Below are 20,187 nucleotides of genomic sequence, written 5' to 3'. Positions count from 1 at the left end.
GAACGACCGGTGTGACCGTCAGGAGGTCGAAGTGCCGCTCTCCGATAACGAGCAGCGTCTGCTTGAGCAGATGGAGCGCGCGCTCTATGCCGAGGATCCGAAGTTCGCCTCGGCAATGCGTGGCGCCAACCGACGGCCAGGGGCCGGTCGGCGGCTTGCTATTGGGGGCACGGGTATCGTGCTCGGGCTCGTAGTGCTCGTCTTTGGCGTAGCCAACAACAACATCCCGATCGGGGTGCTCGGCTTCGTCTGCATGCTGGGTGGTACGGCGTATGCCGTGTCCAGCAAGCGCAGAGGTCCAGTAGGCGTTGTCAATGCGGCCGGTACGGTCCGTCCCCCGGTGAAACGCAACAACCGCAACAAGGCGGGCTTCATGCAGCGCCTTGAACAGCGGTGGGATCGTCGCCGGGACGAACGCTGACCCGGCGCCGCAGCACAGCATGAAAGATGCTTGATAGCAAGGGGCCCCGCCTGGCGGGGCCTTCAAGCTGAATGCAGGGTTCATGGGCGGTACCGCAGCACGCGGTACCGCCAAGTGCTGTTTGGCCCGTGAGTGGCCCTGTGGAGCCTGTTCGACCAGAGCATGCCCGATCCACCCGCCCGTAAGGGCGAACCGCAGGTGATGGACGGGCGAACACGAGCACCCTCATAGCCGGCTGGAGAGCCCAGTCCCGGGTTGCCGGGGACGCGAATCGTCCGGCACCCGAGCGACTCGGGTGCCGGACGACGTCCTCAAGTTCTTACTGAGAGCTCTTCCTGAGCCCTATCGAGCGCCGCTACCGGCCTTCTGCTGTGGTGCGCGCGGCGGGCGGGCAGCGCCATCGGTGTCCGGATCGAGGTCGTCGGAGTCGTCCACGGACGAACCCCGCTGGAACCTCGAGGTGAACCAGGGCCCCAGGGCGGCCAGGGCACTCACTCCCGACGCCGGCCACAAGCGCGCCCGCCACCGGGTCTGCGACGACTTCTGCACCGCCACGGCACCCACGATCAGCGCTACGTCCTTCTTGCGCTCCGCAGCCGGACGGCCCGGAGCATCGGAGGGCGGGGCGTAGAACGCGTCCTCCAGCTCCTCCACCAGCCGGTCGAGGGCCTCGGCCTGCTCCGGGGAGAGCTGGTAGTCGTCGTTCAGCCGCTGCCGGACTGCTCGCGGCGTCCAGGACGCCGCCCAGCGCACGCCGAGATCGCTCAGACCCAGCCGCAGGTCGTCCCAGGCGGCCGCTGCCAGAGCGGGCGGGGTTCCGGCCCTACGCCAGCGCTTTCGGGTTGCCAGCGAGGAAGCCGCCCGGGGAGAGGCCAGAGCCAGCAGAACGACCAGCAGCGCCACTATCGGCTGCCACGGCACGCTGAACCCGTCCGACTGCTGGGCGCCCGCCGCCACCTCCTGCTCGTCCGGCACCGCGGCCTCGGAGGAGCTGCTCGCACCCTCGTCGTCGGTCTCCGGCGCGGTCGTGGTGCTGGTGTCCTCGCTGGTGGTCGAGTCGTCGTCCTCCTCCTGCGGGATCGTCCACGACGGCGGGGCCTGGCCGCTGCGCGGGGTGGGCTCGAAGCGCACCCAGCCGACGCCCTCGAAGTACAGCTCCGGCCAGGCGTGGGCGTCGCGGGAGGAGATGATCCGGGTGTTCTCGGTCTGCACGCTGCCGGGCAGGAAGCCGACCGCCACCCGGGCCGGGATGCCCAGCTGACGGGCCATCACGGCCATCGTCGAGGCGTAGTGCACGCAGTACCCGACCTTCTGGTCGAGGAAGTCGACGATCGCCGAGGCGCTGCCGTCGCCGTCCTCGCTCTGCGGGGCCCGGGTGTCGTAGCGGAAGCCGCCGTCGCGGAAGAAGTAGTCCTGCAGCCGGACCGCCTGCTCGTACTGGGTGCCGTTGCCGGCCACCTCACGAGCGGTGTCCTCGACCACCTGGGGGATGTCGTCGGGCAGGTCGGTGTAGCGGTCGACGATGTCCTTCGGCGGCTCGGGCGCGCCGGCCAGCTGCTCGGAGGTCGGCGAGACGCTGAGGAACTTCGCCGTGTACTCGGCCTGGGTGGTGTCCACCTCGTTGCCGATGACGTTCAGGGTCTCCTTGTCGAACAGCCACTCGCCGTCGAGCCCGGACACCTGCCGGGTGGGGTAGGGCAGGGGGAGGTAGGTCTCGCGCAGCCGGAAGATCCGGATCCTCGACTCCTCCTCCGTGGTGGCCACCCCGCTGGTCAGGCCGGGTGCGTCCGGCATGCCGTTGTTGATGTTGTTGGCCCGGGGGATGTCCTTGTTGCTGGGCCGCCAGGTGCGCCCGTCGTACTGGTCGTCGGTGACGATCCGCAGCGGCTCCGGGTTGAGCACCGTGGTGGAGTACTGCAGCAGCTGGGTGTCGACCGGGTCGTTCAGGTCGCGGCGCATGTCCAGGATCGGGTTGATCCGGGTGATCACGGTGCCGCCGGAGCCGCCGTCGCCGTCTCCTGAACCGCCCAGCAGCTGGTTGTCCAGGCCGGGCACCACCGCCGGCAGGGCCACCGCCATCGCCACCGCGGCCAGACCCACCCGGCGCCCGCCCCGGGCCAGGCCGGTGTCACCGCCGGACCGGGCCGCCGACCGCTGCCCGGCCGAGGCCAGCACCCGGCCCCAGGACCGCACCCGGTCGCCGGCGTCGGCCGACAGCAGCAGCAGGAAACCGGCCGCCGCCACCAGGAACAGGTACCAGGGCAGGCCGTCGTCGAGCAGGGCGGCGGGCACGCAGTACATCGCCAGCAGCGGCAGACCGGCCAGCGCGGGCTGCCGGAACGAGGTGGCCAGGATGTCGACCGCGAGCGCGACCAGCCCGGCGCCGCCGGCCACGAGCAGGACGATGCCGCGCTCGGCGTCGACCGGCGGGGACTGGCTCTGGGTGACCTGCATGCCGGCCTGGAGCATGTCGGACAGCAGCCGCACGGCACCCGGCGGGTCGACCAGCTCGCCCCGGGCGAACAGCACCACGATGGCCAGGAACAGGGTGATCGCCTGCAGCCCGACCACGGCCGGCCACCAGCCGCGGGCCAGCTGGCGTGCGACGATGCCGGTCACCATCACCGTCAGCACCATGATCGCCGCGGCGAAGAGCCAGGTGGTGCCCTTGATCAGCGGGGCCAGGGTGAGGGCGGCCACCAGGCTGGCAGCCGCCGCGGTCACCGCCATCCGCTCGTCGGATCCGTCTCTCATGCCAGCAGCCGCCCAAAGCCGTCGCCAGAACCGCCCGAACCGTTCACATGGCCATTAGTAGACGCCGAAGCTGTGGGGTGTGCACCACCGGCGGGAACCCGCGGTGCATGCACCTCGGCCCCGGCCGCCGCGGCGGTACCCGCCGCACCGCTCCACAGGTCGGCGATCGACTGCTCCGGCCCGGCCTCGACCACGGCCCAGCCGCCCTCGCGCAGCAGGCCGGCGACCCGCTGCCGGTTCTGGGCCGAGCCCCGCACCGCACCGGCCGACCACTCCGGCGTGTTCAGCAGCACCGCGATCCCGGCCCGGCCGGCCAGCCCGAGCTCACCCAGCCGCAGCGCGGTGGACTCGTCGATCTCGCCCAGCACGGCGATGATCAGGCCGTCGCCGCCGGCCCGGTGCAGCACCCCGATCGCGTCGTCGAGGGCCTCGTCGCCGCCGGTCTGCACCATGGCCAGCCGCTCGAGCAGCTCGCCGGAGGCCTCGCCGGAGTGCGGGTTGGACCAGTTCGCGGGCCGGCCGTCGAGCAGCAGCCGGATGCCGTGCTTCTCCTCGGCGAAGTGCACGGCCACCGAGGCGGCCGCGCTGACCGCCCACTCGAACGAGGAACTGGGGCCCTCGCCGCGGTGGGCCCGGGCCCGGGTGTCCAGCACCACCGTGGCGCGCATCTGCCGGGGCTGCTCCTCGCGCCGCACCATCAGCTCGCCGCGCTTGGCGGTCGAGCGCCAGTGCACCCGGCGCAGGTCGTCGCCCTCCCGGTACTCCCGGGTGGCGATGTCGTCCTCACCGCTGACCGCGGCCGCCCGGGCCAGCGAGTCGCCGGCGCCGCCCCAGGTGCCGCCGGCGGTCAGCGGCACCAGGGGGTAGAGCCGGGGCACCACGGTGACGTGGTCGTTGCCGGTGAACGAGCGGGTCAGCTCGCACATCCCGAACGGGTCGGTGACCCGTAGCCGCAACGGCCCGATCGGGTAGCGCCCGCGCATGGCGGCGGTGAGCGAGTAGGTGACGGCGGCGCGCTGGCCGCCGGGCATCCGGTCGAGCACGAAGCGCGGCGGGGCCCCGAGCGCGGGCGGCACCCGGTCCTCGGCCAACAGCACCCGGGTGCGCATCGAGGCCAGGTTCTGCAGCTCCAGCCGGACCCGCATCGGGGCGCCGACCGACACCCGGGCCGGGGTGGTGGTCCGGGTCAGGCCGATCCGGTAGTGCGCCCGGGTCAGCATGTACACGCAGGCCAGCGGCAGCACCAGCAGCAGCACGGCGATCCGCAGCAGGTCCTGGCGGCCGAGCACGACCGCGCAGATGCCCGAGGCGACCCCGGCGGAGAGGAAGGACCGGCCCCGGGTGGTCAGCCCGGACAGCGCCGCGCGGGCCCGGGAGACCACCGACCTCATGCCGGCCAGGCGGTGCTGGTGGAGGCGCGGGGCGCGGGGACCGGTACCTGGCCGAGGATCGTGGTCAGGACGTCGGCCGGGGTACGGCGGGCCAGCTGGGCCTCGGCGCTGGGCATCAGGCGGTGGGCCAGCACCAGCGGGGTCAGGGCCTGCACGTCGTCGGGGATGACGTGGCCGCGCCCGCTCATCGCGGCCCGGGCCTTGGCCGCCCGCAGCAGCTGCAGGGCCGAGCGCGGCGAGGCGCCCAGGCGCAGCTCGGGGTTGGCCCGGGTGGCCCGGACCAGGTTGACCACGTACTCCTTGATGCCGTCGGCGGCGTAGACCGAGCGGCTGACCGCGATCAGCGAGCGCACCGTGTTGGCGTCGCAGGCCGGGCGCAGGCCGGCCAGCGGGTCGTGCTCGCCGTGGTGGCCGAGCATGTCCAGCTCGGCGTGGGCCGAGGGGTAGCCCATCGAGACCCGGGCCATGAACCGGTCGCGCTGGGCCTCGGGCAGCGGGAAGGTGCCCTCCATCTCGACCGGGTTCTGGGTGGCCACCACGATGAACGGGCTCTCCAGGTGGTGGGTCACCCCGTCGACCGTGACCTGGTGCTCCTCCATGCACTCGAGCAGCGCGGACTGGGTCTTCGGGCTGGCCCGGTTGATCTCGTCGCCGACCACGATGTTCGCGAACACGGCGCCCGGCTTGAACTCGAACTCGTGCCGTTCCTGCCGGTAGATGCTGACCCCGGTGATGTCGCTGGGCAGCAGGTCGGGGGTGAACTGGATGCGCCGGACCGTGCAGTCGACCGCCCGGCCCATCGCCTTGGCCAGCATCGTCTTGCCCACGCCGGGGACGTCCTCCACCAGGAGGTGCCCCTCGGCCAGCAGCACCGTGACGGCGAGGTCGACCACGTCGGGCTTCCCCTCGATGACCGACTCGATCGCTGCCTTGATAGCTCCGGTCACCCCGGCGAGGTACTCCAGTTCCCGCGGGCCGGCCATGGTCGTCACGTGTGCAGCCTCCGTGCCTCCCGGACCTTCACGGCCGGGGGTGCCTGTCGTCCGGGTAGGCCCGGCAGAAGTCGTGCGTCTACATCGAGCAAGTACGAGTGCAGTGCTTGGTGCCGATCAGTCTCTCAAACGCTGAAGCATCCTGCAGCGTCCCTTCCCGGGTAAGCGTTCCTTCCCGAGCAAGCGTCCCTTCCCGGATCGGACCCGACCCGGGCGGGAGCCACGCTTCCCCACCTTCCCCCACCACCGGCGTCCTCAAGCCTTCCGCATCCCCCACTCTGCTCCACGCCGGGCCCCGCGAACGGGCCCAAGGCGCTTCGAAGGGGACATATGACCGATCGGGCGGCTCTTGTCAAGGTCGCGGTGACACCCGGCCGCAAACCTTCCCCACTTCCGCCCCTGGCCCTCTGACCTGCACGTTCGTGCAGGTGGCGGCGGTGGAATCCGCCGTTCCGCCATTGCGTGTGGGGGGAAGTGGAGTAATGTGGAGGCCACTGGAGCGGAGAGGAGTTTCACGGATGACGCCTCACGCTCCAGCTGCTCTGAACAGGGAGGGGCGAGGAGAGGGGACCGCCGGTGTTCCTCGGCACCCACACGCCTCGCCTCGACGACAAGGGCCGGCTCATCCTTCCGGCGAAGTACCGCGAGCAACTGGAGGCAGGGGTGATCGTGACCAGAGGGCAGGAGCGTTGTCTCTACGTCTTCCCGGTCGACGAGTTCTCCCGTATCGCCGGCCAGTTGCGGCAGGCCCCGGTGACCAGCAAACAGGCGCGCGACTACCTGCGGGTGTTCCTCTCCGGGGCGTCCGACGAGGCGGTCGACAAGCAGGGCCGGGTCACCATCCCGGCCATGCTGCGTACCTACGCCGGTCTGACCCGCGACTGCGCCGTGATCGGTGCGGGGGAGCGGATCGAGATCTGGGACCTGGCGGCCTGGGAGTCGTACCTGAACGAGCAGGAGCAGGCGTTCGCCGAGCAGGCCGAGGAAGTCGTCCCGGGACTGTTCTGATGGCCCGTCTGATGCACACGCCACCCCGCAGGAGCACCACGCGATGTGACCGTCCGGCCGCTGCCCCAGCCGGCCCACTGCCCGACCGACTGTCCCGACGACGCGCCCCGCGCGCTCCTGACCCCAGCACGACCTCCGAGCCCCGCCCGGCCATCTGGAAACAGGCCGGGTAGGGCGCCGCGGACGACGAGCGAATCCGAGCATCCAGTTGCTGGACAACCGGCCGGCCCGACTCGCCGACGATGAGGTCTCCAGCCGCCCGAGGCGTCCTGACACACCTTCCCCGGTGTCAGGCCGCAGTTCGGTCGGAGCGGATGGAGACCTGATCGGCGGACCTCGGGCCGGTCGCACCGGCGCACTGTCGAGGCCCGGCTCCGCCCTCGGACGCGTGAGGTCGCCCGGGCCGTCGGTCCCGGAGTGTGGTTAGCGAATCAGAGCCTCGACTTCCTGCCCGAAGTCCACCTGCCCGGCCACGGACGGCCGGGCCCGATCCATTTCCCCGAGGGGAGGTCGCGATGACCCGCCCTGAGCGTCCCGAGAGCTCTGTGACCACCGAGAACCAGTCCCACCCGGCGCAGGACACGGCGCAGGCGCACGAGCGCCACGTCCCCGTCATGCGCGACCGCTGCGTCGAACTCCTGGCGCCCGCCCTGAGCAGGCCCGGATCGGTCGTGGTCGACGCCACGCTCGGGATGGGCGGGCACAGCGAGGCACTGCTGCGCGCCTGCCCCGAGGCCACGCTGATCGGCATCGACCGCGACCCGCAGGCCCTGGAGCTGGCCGGCCGTCGGCTGGCCGGCTTCGGTGAGCGGTTCCGGCCCGCGCACGCGGTCTACGACGACATCCCGCAGGTCCTCGAGGACCTGGGGATCGACGAGGTCCACGGCGTCCTGATGGACCTGGGGGTCTCCTCGCTGCAGCTGGACGAGGCCGACCGCGGGTTCGCCTACGCGGTCGACGCCCCGCTGGACATGCGGATGGACCAGACCGTGGGCCTGCCCGCCGCGGAGGTCCTGAACACCTACGAGGCCGCCGAGCTGACCCGGATCCTGCGTGACTACGGCGAGGAGCGGTTCGCCAAGCGGATCGCCTCGGCGATCGTGCGTGAGCGCTCGGCCCGGCCCTTCACCACCAGCGCCCGGCTGGTCGAGCTGGTCCGGGACAACGTGCCGGCGGCGACCCGGCGCACCGGCGGCAACCCGGCCAAGCGCACCTTCCAGGCGCTGCGGATCGAGGTCAACCAGGAGCTGGAGGTGCTCGAGCGGGCGGTTCCGGCGGCGGTGGAGGCACTCGCCGTGGGCGGCCGGATCGCCGTGCTGGCCTACCACTCTCTGGAGGACCGGATCGTCAAGCGGGTGCTGGCCGAACAGGTCCGCAGCACCACACCGCCCGGCCTGCCGGTGGAGCTGGCCGAGCACGCTCCGCGGATGCGGTTGCTGACCAGAGGGGCCGAGGTGCCGCCGGAGGAGGAGACGGGCGAGAACCCGCGGGCGGCCTCGGCCCGGTTGCGGGCGGCCGAGCGGCTGCGGCCGGCCGGCAGAACTTCGGCACCGGGCAGGGCGGGCTACCGCCGACCACGAGGAGGGGACGCAGGATGAGCACCAGCACCGCGACCGCGAAGGTTGCGCCGGACCATCTTTCGGGAGCGGCCGCGGCCGCGGCCCGGGTCCGTCAACCGGCCCGGCCGCCGGCGCGTGCTGTGCGTCCCCGACTGCGGGTGGTTCCCACGCCGCGGCGTTCGGCCACCGGTCTGGCGCTGCTGTGCGTGGGGCTGCTCGGGGCCGGTCTGCTCATGCTGCTGCTGCTGAACATCAGCATCGGCAAGGGGGCCTACGAACTCACCGAACTGCGCGACCAGGAGCGGGAACTCGCCGAGCAGCGGCAGGCCCTGACCGAGCAGGTGCAGGAGCTGAGCGCGCCGCAGAAGCTGGCCGAGGCGGCCGAGGAGCTGGGCATGGTCCCGGTGGACAACCCTGCCTTCTTCGACCCGAAGGACGGCACGGTCAAGGGCGAGCCGGAGGTCGCGACCGCCCCGCCGGCTCCCGTCAAGAGCACCGCGCCGACGACGGGTGAGCCCTCGCGATGAGCCCCAGTGGTGGCGGCGCGGCCGCCCGGTCCGGGGCCGAGTATCCGCGTGGCACCGGTCGTTCCGGCCGCAGCGCCGCCACCCCGAGGCCCAAGCCGGTGAAGAAGACCGCGGTCAAGCGGGCCCAGCCGCCGGCGCAGAAGCCCCGGCCGGAACCGGTGAAGGGCCGCAAACCCGCCCCGGCCAAGAAGGCCGAACCGCGGCGGACGGCCAAAACCAAGCCGGTGGCCCGTAAACAGGCCGGAACCAAGACGAGGCCGGCCCGCACGCTGACCCGCTCGGCCCTCGGCCCGGCGGTGAGATCTGCCCGCGCGCAACCGAAAAGGCGAGGCGGAGGAGGGCCTCGGGGGCCGCGAGGGCCGCTGCTGAACCTGGGCCCGGCCCGGGCCGGCAACCCGGACACCCGGCTGCGCCTCACCGCGGTCGTCATCGTCCTGATCTTCGTGATCTTCGCCGGAAGACTGGTGCAGCTGCAGGCCTTCGACTCCGAGACGCTTTCGAACGAGGCCCTGGAGAACCGGCTGCGGGCCCGCACTCTGTACGCCCACCGGGGCGACATCCTCGACACCAAGGGCGGTGTGCTGGCCACCACGGTGGAGCGTCGCAACATCACTGTCGACCAGACGCTGGTGCCCCAGTACAACCGCTACGCCAAGGTCGCGGACAACGAGAGGGGCGTGGTCGGCGCGGCCCGCGCACTGGCCCCGGTGCTGGACATGCCGGTCACGGACCTGGCCCAGGCGCTGGGCGGCAACCGGTCGTTCGCCTATGTGGTCAAGGACGTGGAACCGACTGTCTGGCGCGATGTCTCGGCCCTGGCCATTCCCGGCATCTTCAGCGAGCAGGCCAGTCGCCGCACCTACCCGGCCACCACCGTAGCCTCGAACGTGCTGGGTTTCATGAACGGTGAGGGCGAGCCCCAGGCCGGGATCGAGAGAACCCAGGACGACCTGCTGCGCGGCACCGACGGCGAGTTCAAATATGAGCGAGGCAAGGACGGTCAGCAGATCGCCACCGGCATGACCACCGTGACCGAGGCGGTGGACGGCAAGGACGTGCAGCTGACCCTGGACCGCGACCTGCAGTACAAGTCGCAGGAGGCGCTGCGCGAGGTGGTGAAGAAGTCGAAGGCGCAGTCGGCCACCATCGTGGTGTCCAAGGTGAAGACCGGGGAGATCCTGGCCCTCGCCGAGGCCCCCACCTTCGACGCCAACAACCCGGGCAAGGCCAAGACCGAGAACCGTGGCAACCGGGCCCTGAACGAGGTGTTCGAGCCCGGCTCGACCAGCAAGGTGATCACCGCCGCAGCGGCGCTGGAAGAGGGCAAGGTGAAGCCCACCACTCCGCTGAAGGTGCCCTACAAGCTCGACCGGGGGGCGGCCGGGGTGATCAGTGACTCGCACGACCACCCGACCGAGCAGCTCACCTTCGCCGGGGTGCTGGCCACCTCGTCGAACACCGGCACCGTGATGGTCGGCGAGCGGATGAGCTCGCAGACCATGTACGAGTACCTGACCAAGTTCGGCCTGGGCAGCAAGACCGGCGTCGGGCTGGTCGAGTCGGCCGGCATCCTGGGCACTCCCGAGGAGTGGGACGGCCGGACCCGGCTGAACGTGATGTTCGGGCAGGGTGTGTCGGTGACCGCGCTGCAGTCGGCCGACGTGTTCGCCACCATCGCCAACGACGGGGTGCGGGTGCAGCCCAAGCTGGTCAAGGCGGTCACCGGGGCCGACGGCCGGCTCGAGGCGGAACCCGACGGGAAGAAGACCCGGGTGGTCAGCGCCAAGACCGCCCAGGAGCTGAGGCTGATGCTGGAGAGCGTGGTGAGCGACGACGGTACCGCGGTGGACGCCGCGATCCCGGGCTACCGGGTGGCCGGCAAGACCGGCACCGCCCAGCGCTACAGCTCCGAGTGCGGCTGCTATGACGGTTCGTACACGGCCAGTTTCGTCGGGATGGCCCCGGCGGACGATCCGGAACTGGTGGTCGCAGTGTTCGTCCAGGACCCGAAGAACGGCCACTACGGTGGCACCGTGGCCGCCCCGGTGTTCAAGGAGATCATGTCCCTGGCCCTGACTTCCCAGGGGATCGAGCCGACCGGGACGAAGAAGCCGCACCTCCCGCTCGAGTGGTCCTGAGCGGTAGCGGAAACCGGATAGCCTCGACCACCGTGCCGGCCCCGCTGCGCGATCCCGCGCCCGCCCGTTCCCTAGCCGACGTCGCAGACGTTCTCGGTACCACCGTGCCGGAAGCCTCGCGCCACGTCGCGATCACCGGCGTCTGTCTGGACTCCCGGGCGATACGCCCGGGAGACCTCTACGCCGCGCTGCCCGGCGCCCGCACCCACGGCGCCCGGTTCGCCTCCGGTGCCGCGCAACTGGGCGCCACCGCGGTGCTCACCGACCCCGAGGGCGCGGCGGTCGCCGCCGACAGCGGCCTGCCCCTGGTGGTGGTGCCGAACCCGCGCGAGGTGCTGGGAGCGCTGGCGGCCTGGGTGTTCGGCGCCCCGGCCGAGAAGATGCTGATGTTCGGGGTCACCGGCACCAACGGCAAGACCACCACGACGTTCCTGCTGGACGGGGCGCTGCGGGCGGCCGGGCGGCGCTGCGGGCTGATCGGCACGGTGCTCACCCGGATCCTCGACGAGCAGGTGGACAGCGTCCGCACCACCCCGGAGGCGCCCGACCTGGCCGCGCTGATGGCGCTGATGGTCGCCCGTGGGGTGCAGGTCTGCTCGATGGAGGTCTCCAGCCACGCGGTCACGCTCGGCCGGGTCGACGGCATCCGGTTCGACGTGGCCGGTTTCACCAACCTCTCGCAGGACCACCTGGACTTCCATCCCACGATGGAGGACTACTTCGCGGCCAAGGCCGAGCTGTTCACCCCGGCGCGGTCACGGCAGGGAGTGATCTGCGTGGACGACGCGTGGGGGAGTCGGCTGGCCCGCGAGGCCACCGTCCCGGTGGTGACCTTCACCACCGCCGCCGCGCCCGACCCGTCCATTGTCGGGAAAGCCGACTGGAGCGTGACCGACGCGTCCCCGCGCGACGGGGGCACGGATTTCGTCCTTACGGGTCCTGACGGAATCGCACTCAACGCGCACTGCCCCCTGCCGGGCGACTTCAACGTTGCCAACACCGTTCTGGCGCTGCTGATGCTCGTCGCCTCCGGCACCGAACCGGCCGAGGCGGCCCGCCTGCTGGCCGCGGCGCCCGCGGTGCCCGGCCGTATGGAGCAGGTAGGCGCCGCCCAGGGCCCCCTGGCGGTCGTCGACTACGCCCATACCCCCGACGCCGTGGCTACGGCCCTGAAGGCCCTCAGGCCCGCCCGGAGCGGCCCCCTGGTGGTCGTCCTGGGCGCCGGGGGAGACCGGGACCGTGCCAAGCGCCCGAAGATGGGCGCCGAGGCCGCCCGCCACGCCGACCTGGTGGTGGTGACCGACGACAACCCGCGCTCCGAGGTGCCCGCCGAGATCCGGGCTTCGGTGCTCGAAGGGGCACGATCCGTGGCCGGGGCCAGCGGGACCGCCCGCGAGGTGCTGGAGGTTCCCGACCGCCGCGAGGCGATCGCGACCGGGGTCCGGCTGGCCGGTCCGGACGGGATCGTGCTGGTGACGGGCAAGGGACACGAGCGGGGGCAGGAGATCGCCGGGGTGGTGCACCCCTTCGACGACCGGTCGGTGCTCGCCGCGGTGCTGGAGGGGACGGACGGTTCCGGGGCTCTCCCGGTGGCAGGAGGACGGAACCGGTGAAACACGCCCCGCGGTGGCTCGGTACGGTGAGCGCCGGACGACTGACCCCCGGCACGTGTGGGGGACCGTCGCGCTGATGTCTGGCATGTCCACAGCAAGTCCCGGTAATCCGCCGGACCTCCCCCGGCACCGATCGAGAGAGACAGAGGCAGCGTCGTGTTGACGGTCCTGATCGCCGCGGCCGTGTCGCTCATCTGCGCGCTCTTCGGTACCCCGCTGTTCATCCGGTTCCTGGTCAAGCGCCGCTACGGCCAGTTCGTCCGCGACGACGGCCCGACCTCGCACCACGTCAAGCGAGGCACCCCGACGATGGGCGGGGCGGTGATCATCGCCGCCACCCTGATCGGCTACACCGTCGCGCACGCGGTCACGCTGGACGGCCCGACCATGTCCGGCGTGCTGGTGCTCTACCTGATCGCCGGTCTCGGCCTGGTCGGTTTCCTGGACGACTTCATCAAGATCAGCCGGCAGCGGAGCCTGGGCCTGACCGCCGGCGGCAAGCTGGCCGGCCAGTCGTTCGTGTCGATCTCGTTCGCGGTGCTGACGCTGCAGTTCCCCGACGACGGCTTCCGCACGCCCGGCACCACGGCGATCTCGTTCATCCGGGACACCGCGGTCGACCTGGCCTTCGCCGGGCCGGTCATCGGCCTGATCCTGTACGTGATCTGGACGTACATCATCATCGCGGGCGCCAGCAACGGCGTGAACCTGACCGACGGTCTGGACGGCCTGGCCACCGGCGCGAGCGTGATGGTGTTCGGCGGTTACGTGATGATCGGGATCTGGCAGTCCAACCAGTCCTGCCAGCTGGCCTCCGGGGCCGGCCCGCAGTGCTACGAGGTGCGCGACCCGCGCGACCTGGCCGTGGTCGCCGCCTGCGTGATGGGCGCCTGCTTCGGCTTCCTCTGGTGGAACGCCTCCCCGGCCAAGATCTTCATGGGCGACACCGGTTCGCTGGCGCTCGGCGGCGGTCTGGCCGGTCTGGCCGTGACCACCCGCACCGAGCTGCTGCTGGTGCCGCTGGCCGGTCTGTTCATCATGATCACGCTGTCGGTCATCATCCAGGTCGGCTCGTTCAAGCTGACCGGGAAACGGGTGTTCCGGATGGCGCCGCTGCAACACCACTTCGAGCTGATGGGCTGGGGTGAGGTCACGATCGTCATCCGGTTCTGGATCATCGCGGGCCTCTTCGTGGCGCTCGGTCTCGGAGTGTTCTACGCCGAGTGGGTGGTGGGTATATGAGCAACCCTCTGGACAACGAGTGGGACGGCCTGCGGGTCGTCGTCGCCGGGATCGGGATCTCCGGGTTCGCCTGTGCCGACGCGCTGCTCGAGCGCGGCGCCCAGGTGGTGATCGTGGATGTCGACGACACCGGCAACCGGCGCGAGCGGGGCACCGTGCTCGAGGTGCTGGGCGCGGACATCCGCTTCGGCGCCGAGCACGTGGCCGCCCTGCCCGAGGTGGGGGCCGAGCTGCTGGTCGTCTCCCCGGGGTGGACCGAGGAGAATCCGGTGGTGCGCGACGCGCTGGCCGCCGGCATCCCGGTCTGGTCGGAGGCCGAGCTGGCCTGGCGGCTGCGCCCGGCCCGCAACCCGGCGCCCTGGCTCACCATCACCGGTACCCGGGGCAAGGCCACCACCGCCACGATGCTGGCCACCATGCTCTCGGCAGCCGGCAAGCGGGCCACCTCGACCGGCCAGGCGGGCACCTCGCTGCTGGAGTCGGTGCTGCACCCCGAGGCGTACGACGTGCTGGCCGTGCAGCTGTCGGACTTCCAGCTGCGCTGGTCCTCCTCGCTGCGGCCGCTGGCCTCGGTCTGCCTGAACGTCGGCCCGGCCGATCCGGCGGCCGGCTTCGGGCGGATCTACGAGAACACCGAGATCGCCTGCGTGTACAACCTCGCCGACCCGGCCACCGAGGAGCTGGTGCGCGAGGCCGACGTGATCGAGGGCGCCCGGGCGATCGGCTTCAGCGGCGGGGTGCCCGCGGTCTCGATGCTCGGCCTGGTCGAGGACGTGCTGTGCGACCGGGCCTTCGTGCCGCAGCGCAGCACCTCGGCCGCGGAGCTGGGGACGACTGAGGACGTCCGCACCGCGGGCGCCGGGGTCCTGGCCGCCCACAACGTGCTCAACGCCCTGGCCGCCGCCTCGCTGGCGCGGGCGTACGGGGTCGCCCCGTCCGCGGTCCGTGACGGCCTCCGGCACTACTACCCGCTGCCGCACCGCCTGAACCTGCTCGCCCGCAGCGGGGAGATCGACTGGGTGGACGACTCGGCCGCGACCGACGCGTTCGCGGCGGCGGCCGGGCTGTCCAGCTTCGAGTCGGTGGTGTGGATCGCGGGTGGTTACGGCGATGTCCCGGTGGACCTGGACGCGGTGGTGCAGAAGTACGCCGGGCGTCTGCGGGGCGTGGTCCTGCTGCCCGGCGAGGGGACGGCTGCGCTGCGTGAGGCCCTTGGCCGACACGCCCCGGATGTCCCGGTCTCCGACTCCGGAGTCCAGGAGACTGTCGGGATGCCCGAGATCGAGCCGGTGATGCGCTCCGCCGTCGAGCGGGCCGCCGAACTGGCCCGGCCTGGCGACACCGTGCTGCTCTCGCCGGTGCTGCCGGCTCCCGAGGGCGAACCGTTCTCGGCCCGCGGTCAGGCCTTCGCCGCCGCGGTGAAGGACGTGCAGGGGTGAGTGTCGCCGCCGGTCTGCCGGCGCCGGGGCCCTCGCTCCCGCTGCGCGTGGCCGGGCGGCTCAACGCGCCGCTCACCTCGTACTACCTGGTGCTGGGAGCCACCGTCACGCTGACCTGCATCGGTCTGGTGATGGTGCTGTCCAGCTCCAGCGTGATCTCGATCGCCAACGGCGCCTCACCGTTCAGCGAGTTCTGGCGGCAGGCCCTGTTCGCCGCGATCGGCTTCCCCGCCCTGGTGCTGTTCAGCCGGATCCCGCTGCGGATGTGGCAGGCCCTGGCCTGGCCGATGCTGCTCACCGCGTTCGTGCTGCAGTTCCTGACCTTCGTGCCACCGTTCCGGGCCGGGATCAACGGCAACTACGGCTGGGTCTCGATCGCCGGGTTCAACCTGCAGCCGGCCGAGGTGGGCAAGTTCGCGCTGATCGTCTGGGCGGCCACCGTGCTGGTGCGCAAGCGCGCTCTGCTGGACCGCCCGCTGCACGCCCTGATCCCGGTGGTGCCGGGGGCCGGGGTGCTGCTCCTGCTGATCCTCGGCGGGCGGGACCTGGGCACCGCAATGGTGGTGATGGCGATCGTCGCCGGTCTGCTGTTCGTGGCCGGGGCCCCGCTGCGGATCTTCGCCGCCGCCTCCGTCGGGCTCCTGTTCGCGGTGCTGCTGCTGGTGCTGTTCAGCAGCAACCGGCTGGGCCGGATCGGCAGCTGGCTGGAGGGCTGCGACGCCTCCAGCGCCAACGCCCTGGGCGCCTGCTTCCAGAGCGTGCACGGGCAGTGGGCCCTCGCCTCCGGCGGCTGGTGGGGTCTCGGCCTCGGGGCCAGCCGGGAGAAGTGGGGCATCCTTCCCGAAGCGCACAACGACTTCATCTTCGCCATCATCGGTGAGGAACTCGGACTCGTCGGTACGTTGCTCGTGATCGGCCTGCTGCTGACCCTGTGTCTCGGCCTGGCCCGGATCGTGCTGCGCAGCGACGAGCTGTTCGTGAAAATCGCTACCTCGGGAGTTCTGATCTGGGTGGTCACCCACTCCGTCATCAACATCGGTGGGGTCGTCGGCCTGCTGCCGATCGTCGGTATGCCGCTGCCGCTGGTCTCCAGCGGCGGTACGGCCCTTGTCACGATGCTCGCCGCCATCGGCATGGTGCTCGGCTTCGCCCGGCGTGAGTCCGGGGCCGCCGAGGCCCTGGCCGCCCGCGCCGGTCTGGTGCAGCGCTCGCTGGCCGTGCTGCCGGTCCGAAGGGAGGGCAGGGGCCGATGAGCCTTTCCGTCGTTCTCGCCGGGGGCGGCACCACGGGTCACATCGCCCCCCTGCTGGCGCTGGCCGACTGCCTGCGCCGCCGCGACCCGAACACGAGGATCACCGCGCTCGGCACCGCCGAGGGTCTGGAGGCCCGGCTGGTGCCGGCCGCCGGTTACGACCTCGAGCTGATGCCCCGGGTGCCGCTGCCGCGCAAGCCCTCGGCCGCCGTCCTGCGGCTGCCCGGGAAGCTGAAGGCGGCGATCGACGCGGCCGCCGCGGTGCTGCGGGACGCGGACGTGCTGGTCGGCTTCGGCGGCTACGTGTCGTCGCCGGCCTACCTGGCGGCCCGCCGCCTCGGAGTGCCGATCGTGGTGCACGAGGCGAACGCCCGGCCCGGCCTGGCCAACCGCCTCGGCTCCTGGCTCACCCCGCACGTCGGGGTCACCTTCCCCGGTACCGCGCTGCGCCACGCCCAGGTGATCGGCCTGCCGCTGCGCACCCAGATCACCTCGCTGGACCGCGAGTCGCAGCGGGAGACGGCCCGGGTCGCCCTGGGCCTGAAGCCGAACCAGACCACGCTCTTCGTCACCGGCGGCTCGCTCGGCGCGCAGCAGCTGAACGACACCTTCGGCAAGGCCGCCTGGCTGCTGAACAGCGCCGGGATCCAGGTGCTGCACACCGCCGGGCGGGGCAAGACCGTGCCGTTCGACGGTGAGCCGCCGCCGGGCTACGTGGTCACCGAGTACCTGGACCGGATGGACCTGGCCTACGCCGCGGCCGACGCGGTGGTCTGCCGCTCCGGCGCCGGCAACGTCAGCGAGGTCAGCGCCCTGGGGCTGCCGGCCGCCTACGTGCCGCTGCCGATCGGCAACGGCGAACAGCGGCACAACGCCGAGCCGGTGGTCGCGGCCGGCGGCGGGCTGCTGATCGACAACGCTGCCTGCACCCCGACCTGGGTGGCGAACGTGCTGCTGCCGCTGCTGAGCGACCCGGCCCGGCTGCGCGCCATGGGCGACGCGGCGGCCCGCTTCGGAATCCGTGACGCCGACGAGCGACTGGCCACCATGGTCGAGACGGCGGCTCGTACCCGGGGAGGAAAGCGATGAGCGAGCCGGACCAGGGCCCCGAGCTCAGCGTGCCCACCATCGGCGGTTCCCGGGTGGGCGGCCGGATCTCCGGTGAGCCCACCGTGACCAGTGCCGACGGTGCCCCGCTGGTGGACGAGCCGATCATGGCCGCGCACCTGATCGGGATCGGCGGCGCGGGGATGTCCGGCATCGCCCGGCTGCTGCTGGCCCGCGGTGCGGTGGTGTCCGGCAGCGACAACCGGGACAGCCCGGTGCTGGCCGGCCTGCGCGCGGGGGGTGCGGCGGTGTTCATCGGCCACCGCGCCGACCAGGTCCCGGCCGGGGCCACCGTGGTGATCTCCTCGGCCGTGCGCCCGGAGAACCCCGAGTTGGTCGAGGCGCGCGAGCGGGGCCTGCGGGTGCTGCACCGGTCGGAGGCGCTGGCCGCGCTGATGACCGGCCGTCGCCCGGTGGCGATCGCCGGCACCCACGGCAAGACCACCACCACCGGCATGACCACGGTGCTGCTGCGCGAGTGCGGCCTGGACCCGTCGTTCGCGATCGGTGGCGAGCTGACCGAGGGTGGCCAGGGCGCGCACGACGGCGCCGGGGACATCTTCGTGGCCGAGGCGGACGAGTCCGACGGCTCCTTCCTGCTCTACAAGCCCGAGGTCGCGGTGATCACCAACGTCGAGGCCGACCACCTCGACCACTACGGCACCGGGGAGGCGGTCGAGGCGGCCTTCACCGAGTTCTGCCAGCGGGTCAAGCCCGGCGGCATGGTGGTGGCCTGCGGTGACGACGCCGGTGTGCGCCGTGTGCTGGCCCAGGCCGAGGGGGAGCTCACCAGCCACGCGGTGCGGGTCTGCCGTTACGGGCTGGGCGAGCACAACGACGTGCGCATCGTCGACCTCGAGGAGACGCCGGAAGGTGTGCAGTTCGCCATCGAGGCCCGCCCCGACGGCACCCGGATCGGCCCGGTCACGCTGCGCGTGCCGGGTGTGCACAACGCCCTGAACGCGGTGGCCGCCTGGTGCGTCGCCCGGCACTTCGGAGTCTCCGGGGCGCCGGCGCTGACCGCCGTGCGCAGCTTCGGCGGCACCCGGCGGCGGTTCGAGGAGAAGGGCACCGAGCAGGGGGTGCGGGTGGTCGACGACTACGCGCACCATCCCACCGAGGTCCGGGCGGTGCTGAAGGCCGCCCGCGCGGTGGTGGGGGAGGGCCGGGTCCTGGCCGTGTTCCAGCCGCACCTGTTCAGCCGCACGCGGATCTTCGCCGACGACTTCGGCGCGGCCCTCTCGCTGGCCGACGAGGTCGTGGTGCTGGACGTGTACGCCGCCCGGGAGGACCCGGAGCCCGGGGTCACCGGCGAGCTGGTGGCCAAGGCGGTGCGGCTGCCGGAGACGTCGGTGGCCTACCGGGCCGCCGCCTCGGCCGCGGTGGCCGAGGTCGTGGCCCGGGCGCAGAAGGGCGACCTGGTCCTGACCATCGGGGCCGGTGACGTCACCACCCTGGGGCCGATCATCCTGGACGCGCTGCGTTCCGGCGACGGCGCGCACCGGCCGGCATGACCCCGAACTCCTCCAGCGGGCCCGGCCGCCGGCCGGGCCGGAGTTCCTCGCCGCGCGCGGCGACCGGGCGTAGCGCTGCCCCCCGACGCAAACCGGGCGGGCCGTCGTCCTCAGGCAAGAGCACCGGCAAACCGGCGGCCAAGGCACCCCGGCCGACCGAACGCAAACCCGAGCGTCAGCCTGAGCGCAAGGGTGGGCGCAAGCCCACGGCCAAGGTGGGACGGCCGGTCTCGGCCAGCCACTCCACCGGGCTGCTGCCGCAGTACGCCCCCGCGCGCACCCGTCCGGTGGTGTCCCAGACCTCCGCCCAGCGGTTCGCGGCGAAGGTCCGGGCCCGCCGGCGGCGCCGTGTCCTGATCACCACCAGCATCGTGCTGGTGCTCCTGGCCGGCGGTTGGGGGGCGATCTTCTCTCCCTGGGCCACGGTCGAGCAGGTGGAGATCGCCGGACTGGACCGGGTGAAGGAGGCCGACGTACGCGCGGCTGCCGAGACCGAGCTCGGCCACTCGCTGCTGCTGGCCCGCACGGCCGAGGTCGGGGGCCGGGTGGAACAACTGCGCCTGGTCAAGAACGTGCAGGTGAGCCGGGCCTGGCCGGGCACCCTGCGGGTCGAGGTGACCGAACGCGAACCGGTGGCCGCGCTGCCGTCCAGCCGGGTGGCGGGCAACTCCACCTCCGGCACCGGACGCGGCGAGATGCTGATGGTCCAGCTGGTCGACGACGAGGGCGTGGTCGTGGAGACCCGCCCGGCCCGGAGCACCCCGAAGGGACTGCCCCGGATCGACGTCGCGCTGGGCCAGAAGCAGAGTGTCGAGAACCTGCGGGCAACCCTGGCGGTCCGGAACGGCCTGCCGAAGAACCTGGACGACCGGCTGACCGCGATCGGTACCAGCTCTCCGGACGGGATCTGGCTGAAGCTGGCCGCCCCGCTGAAGAACGCGCCCAAGCGCACGGTGCTGGTGCAGTGGGGCGACTCGGAGAACGGTGCGCAGAAGGCCGAGGTCCTCACCGCGCTGCTGCGGCAGAAGGCCCGGACCTACGACGTACGGGCTCCGGAGATGCCGTCCATCGCCTCGTGAGCGGGCCGTTCGGCCCGCCGATCGACAGGGGGATCGAGACGGCCGGGCGACACACCGCAGCGGTCGTTGAAAGGCCCCGGGTGGACACCTACGTTCGCTTATCAGGACAGGCTGACATAACTATAACCCTCCAGTTGAGGGTTAGGATCTA

Annotated in this window: 15 protein-coding genes; 12 read left to right on the top strand and 3 right to left on the bottom strand. The window is 72.1% G+C overall.

Annotation, left to right across the window (positions count from 1 at the left end; translation table 11 throughout):
* Positions 1 to 31 precede the first annotated feature (31 nt).
* Positions 32 to 421 (top strand): SCO2097 family morphological protein, encoded by a 390-nt coding sequence (locus tag QSK18_RS27600; protein ID WP_232812961.1) that lies wholly within the window; start codon positions 32 to 34, stop codon positions 419 to 421.
* 342 nt (positions 422 to 763) lie between these two features.
* Here QSK18_RS27600 and QSK18_RS27595 read toward each other — a convergent pair whose 3' ends face one another.
* The 3 genes from QSK18_RS27595 to QSK18_RS27585 are packed head-to-tail and all read right to left on the bottom strand — an operon-like array spanning position 764 to position 5,549.
* Positions 764 to 3,175 (bottom strand): transglutaminase TgpA family protein, encoded by a 2,412-nt coding sequence (locus tag QSK18_RS27595; protein WP_285624990.1) that lies wholly within the window; start codon positions 3,173 to 3,175, stop codon positions 764 to 766.
* The gene (locus tag QSK18_RS27590) at positions 3,172 to 4,566 is read right to left on the bottom strand and encodes a DUF58 domain-containing protein (RefSeq protein WP_232812963.1); all 1,395 of its coding nucleotides are present in this window, start codon (positions 4,564 to 4,566) and stop codon (positions 3,172 to 3,174) included. Before QSK18_RS27590 ends, QSK18_RS27595 begins: the two co-directional genes overlap by 4 nt.
* Positions 4,563 to 5,549, bottom strand: coding sequence for an AAA family ATPase (locus QSK18_RS27585; RefSeq protein ID WP_269810691.1), 987 nt, complete (start codon positions 5,547 to 5,549; stop codon positions 4,563 to 4,565). The genes QSK18_RS27590 and QSK18_RS27585 overlap by 4 nt, the downstream gene beginning before the upstream one ends.
* A 585-nt stretch (positions 5,550 to 6,134) precedes the next feature.
* On the opposite strand from QSK18_RS27585, the gene mraZ reads away from it, so the two are divergent.
* The 11 genes from mraZ to QSK18_RS27530 all read left to right on the top strand — a co-directional run bounded on the left by mraZ (position 6,135) and on the right by QSK18_RS27530 (position 20,036).
* Positions 6,135 to 6,566, top strand: coding sequence for a division/cell wall cluster transcriptional repressor MraZ (mraZ, locus tag QSK18_RS27580; RefSeq protein WP_232812964.1), 432 nt, complete (start codon positions 6,135 to 6,137; stop codon positions 6,564 to 6,566).
* A 515-nt stretch (positions 6,567 to 7,081) separates the two neighbouring features.
* Complete coding sequence (rsmH, locus tag QSK18_RS27575) at positions 7,082 to 8,164, top strand: 16S rRNA (cytosine(1402)-N(4))-methyltransferase RsmH (protein ID WP_232812965.1); 1,083 nt, start codon at positions 7,082 to 7,084, stop codon at positions 8,162 to 8,164.
* Positions 8,161 to 8,652, top strand: a complete 492-nt coding sequence (gene ftsL / locus QSK18_RS27570) for a cell division protein FtsL (protein ID WP_232812966.1) — start codon at positions 8,161 to 8,163, stop codon at positions 8,650 to 8,652. Before rsmH ends, ftsL begins: the two co-directional genes overlap by 4 nt.
* The gene (locus QSK18_RS27565; RefSeq protein WP_232812967.1) at positions 8,649 to 10,790 is read left to right on the top strand and encodes a peptidoglycan D,D-transpeptidase FtsI family protein; all 2,142 of its coding nucleotides are present in this window, start codon (positions 8,649 to 8,651) and stop codon (positions 10,788 to 10,790) included. The genes ftsL and QSK18_RS27565 overlap by 4 nt, the downstream gene beginning before the upstream one ends.
* Positions 10,791 to 10,822: 32 nt before the next feature.
* Positions 10,823 to 12,403 (top strand): UDP-N-acetylmuramoyl-L-alanyl-D-glutamate--2,6-diaminopimelate ligase, encoded by a 1,581-nt coding sequence (locus QSK18_RS27560; protein WP_285624983.1) that lies wholly within the window; start codon positions 10,823 to 10,825, stop codon positions 12,401 to 12,403.
* A gap of 156 nt (positions 12,404 to 12,559) precedes the next feature.
* Positions 12,560 to 13,645, top strand: coding sequence for a phospho-N-acetylmuramoyl-pentapeptide-transferase (gene mraY / locus QSK18_RS27555; RefSeq protein WP_232812969.1), 1,086 nt, complete (start codon positions 12,560 to 12,562; stop codon positions 13,643 to 13,645).
* A complete protein-coding gene (locus QSK18_RS27550) occupies positions 13,642 to 15,084 on the top strand; it encodes a Mur ligase family protein (protein WP_232812970.1) in 1,443 nt (480 codons plus the stop codon). The genes mraY and QSK18_RS27550 overlap by 4 nt, the downstream gene beginning before the upstream one ends.
* On the top strand, positions 15,081 to 16,337 hold the full coding sequence (gene ftsW, locus QSK18_RS27545; RefSeq protein ID WP_232812971.1) for a putative lipid II flippase FtsW: 1,257 nt from the start codon (positions 15,081 to 15,083) through the stop codon (positions 16,335 to 16,337). Before QSK18_RS27550 ends, ftsW begins: the two co-directional genes overlap by 4 nt.
* Positions 16,334 to 17,425 carry an undecaprenyldiphospho-muramoylpentapeptide beta-N-acetylglucosaminyltransferase gene (gene murG, locus QSK18_RS27540; protein WP_232812972.1) on the top strand — a complete coding sequence of 364 codons (1,092 nt, stop codon included), beginning with the start codon at positions 16,334 to 16,336 and terminating at the stop codon, positions 17,423 to 17,425. Before ftsW ends, murG begins: the two co-directional genes overlap by 4 nt.
* The gene (gene murC, locus QSK18_RS27535; protein ID WP_232812973.1) at positions 17,422 to 18,957 is read left to right on the top strand and encodes a UDP-N-acetylmuramate--L-alanine ligase; all 1,536 of its coding nucleotides are present in this window, start codon (positions 17,422 to 17,424) and stop codon (positions 18,955 to 18,957) included. Before murG ends, murC begins: the two co-directional genes overlap by 4 nt.
* Complete coding sequence (locus tag QSK18_RS27530) at positions 18,954 to 20,036, top strand: cell division protein FtsQ/DivIB (protein WP_285624974.1); 1,083 nt, start codon at positions 18,954 to 18,956, stop codon at positions 20,034 to 20,036. The genes murC and QSK18_RS27530 overlap by 4 nt, the downstream gene beginning before the upstream one ends.
* Positions 20,037 to 20,187: the final 151 nt, after the last annotated feature.

Source organism: Kineosporia sp. NBRC 101677, from assembly GCF_030269265.1.
Taxonomy (GTDB): domain Bacteria; phylum Actinomycetota; class Actinomycetes; order Actinomycetales; family Kineosporiaceae; genus Kineosporia; species Kineosporia rhizophila.
The sequence above is the reverse complement of the archived record's forward strand: the minus strand, read 5'-3'. Positions and strand labels throughout refer to the sequence as shown.

Excerpts from the sequence above, each read along its gene's own strand:
- QSK18_RS27590 (WP_232812963.1), bottom strand. The coding sequence starts at position 4,566 with ATGAGGTCGGTGGTCTCCCGGGCCCGCGCGGCGCTGTCCGGGCTGACC.
- QSK18_RS27565 (WP_232812967.1), top strand. The coding sequence starts at position 8,649 with ATGAGCCCCAGTGGTGGCGGCGCGGCCGCCCGGTCCGGGGCCGAGTAT.
- ftsL (WP_232812966.1), top strand. The coding sequence starts at position 8,161 with ATGAGCACCAGCACCGCGACCGCGAAGGTTGCGCCGGACCATCTTTCG.
- murC (WP_232812973.1), top strand. The coding sequence starts at position 17,422 with ATGAGCGAGCCGGACCAGGGCCCCGAGCTCAGCGTGCCCACCATCGGC.
- murG (WP_232812972.1), top strand. The coding sequence starts at position 16,334 with ATGAGCCTTTCCGTCGTTCTCGCCGGGGGCGGCACCACGGGTCACATC.
- QSK18_RS27550 (WP_232812970.1), top strand. The coding sequence starts at position 13,642 with ATGAGCAACCCTCTGGACAACGAGTGGGACGGCCTGCGGGTCGTCGTC.
- QSK18_RS27530 (WP_285624974.1), top strand. The coding sequence starts at position 18,954 with ATGACCCCGAACTCCTCCAGCGGGCCCGGCCGCCGGCCGGGCCGGAGT.
- QSK18_RS27585 (WP_269810691.1), bottom strand. The coding sequence starts at position 5,549 with ATGGCCGGCCCGCGGGAACTGGAGTACCTCGCCGGGGTGACCGGAGCT.
- rsmH (WP_232812965.1), top strand. The coding sequence starts at position 7,082 with ATGACCCGCCCTGAGCGTCCCGAGAGCTCTGTGACCACCGAGAACCAG.
- QSK18_RS27595 (WP_285624990.1), bottom strand. The coding sequence starts at position 3,175 with ATGAGAGACGGATCCGACGAGCGGATGGCGGTGACCGCGGCGGCTGCC.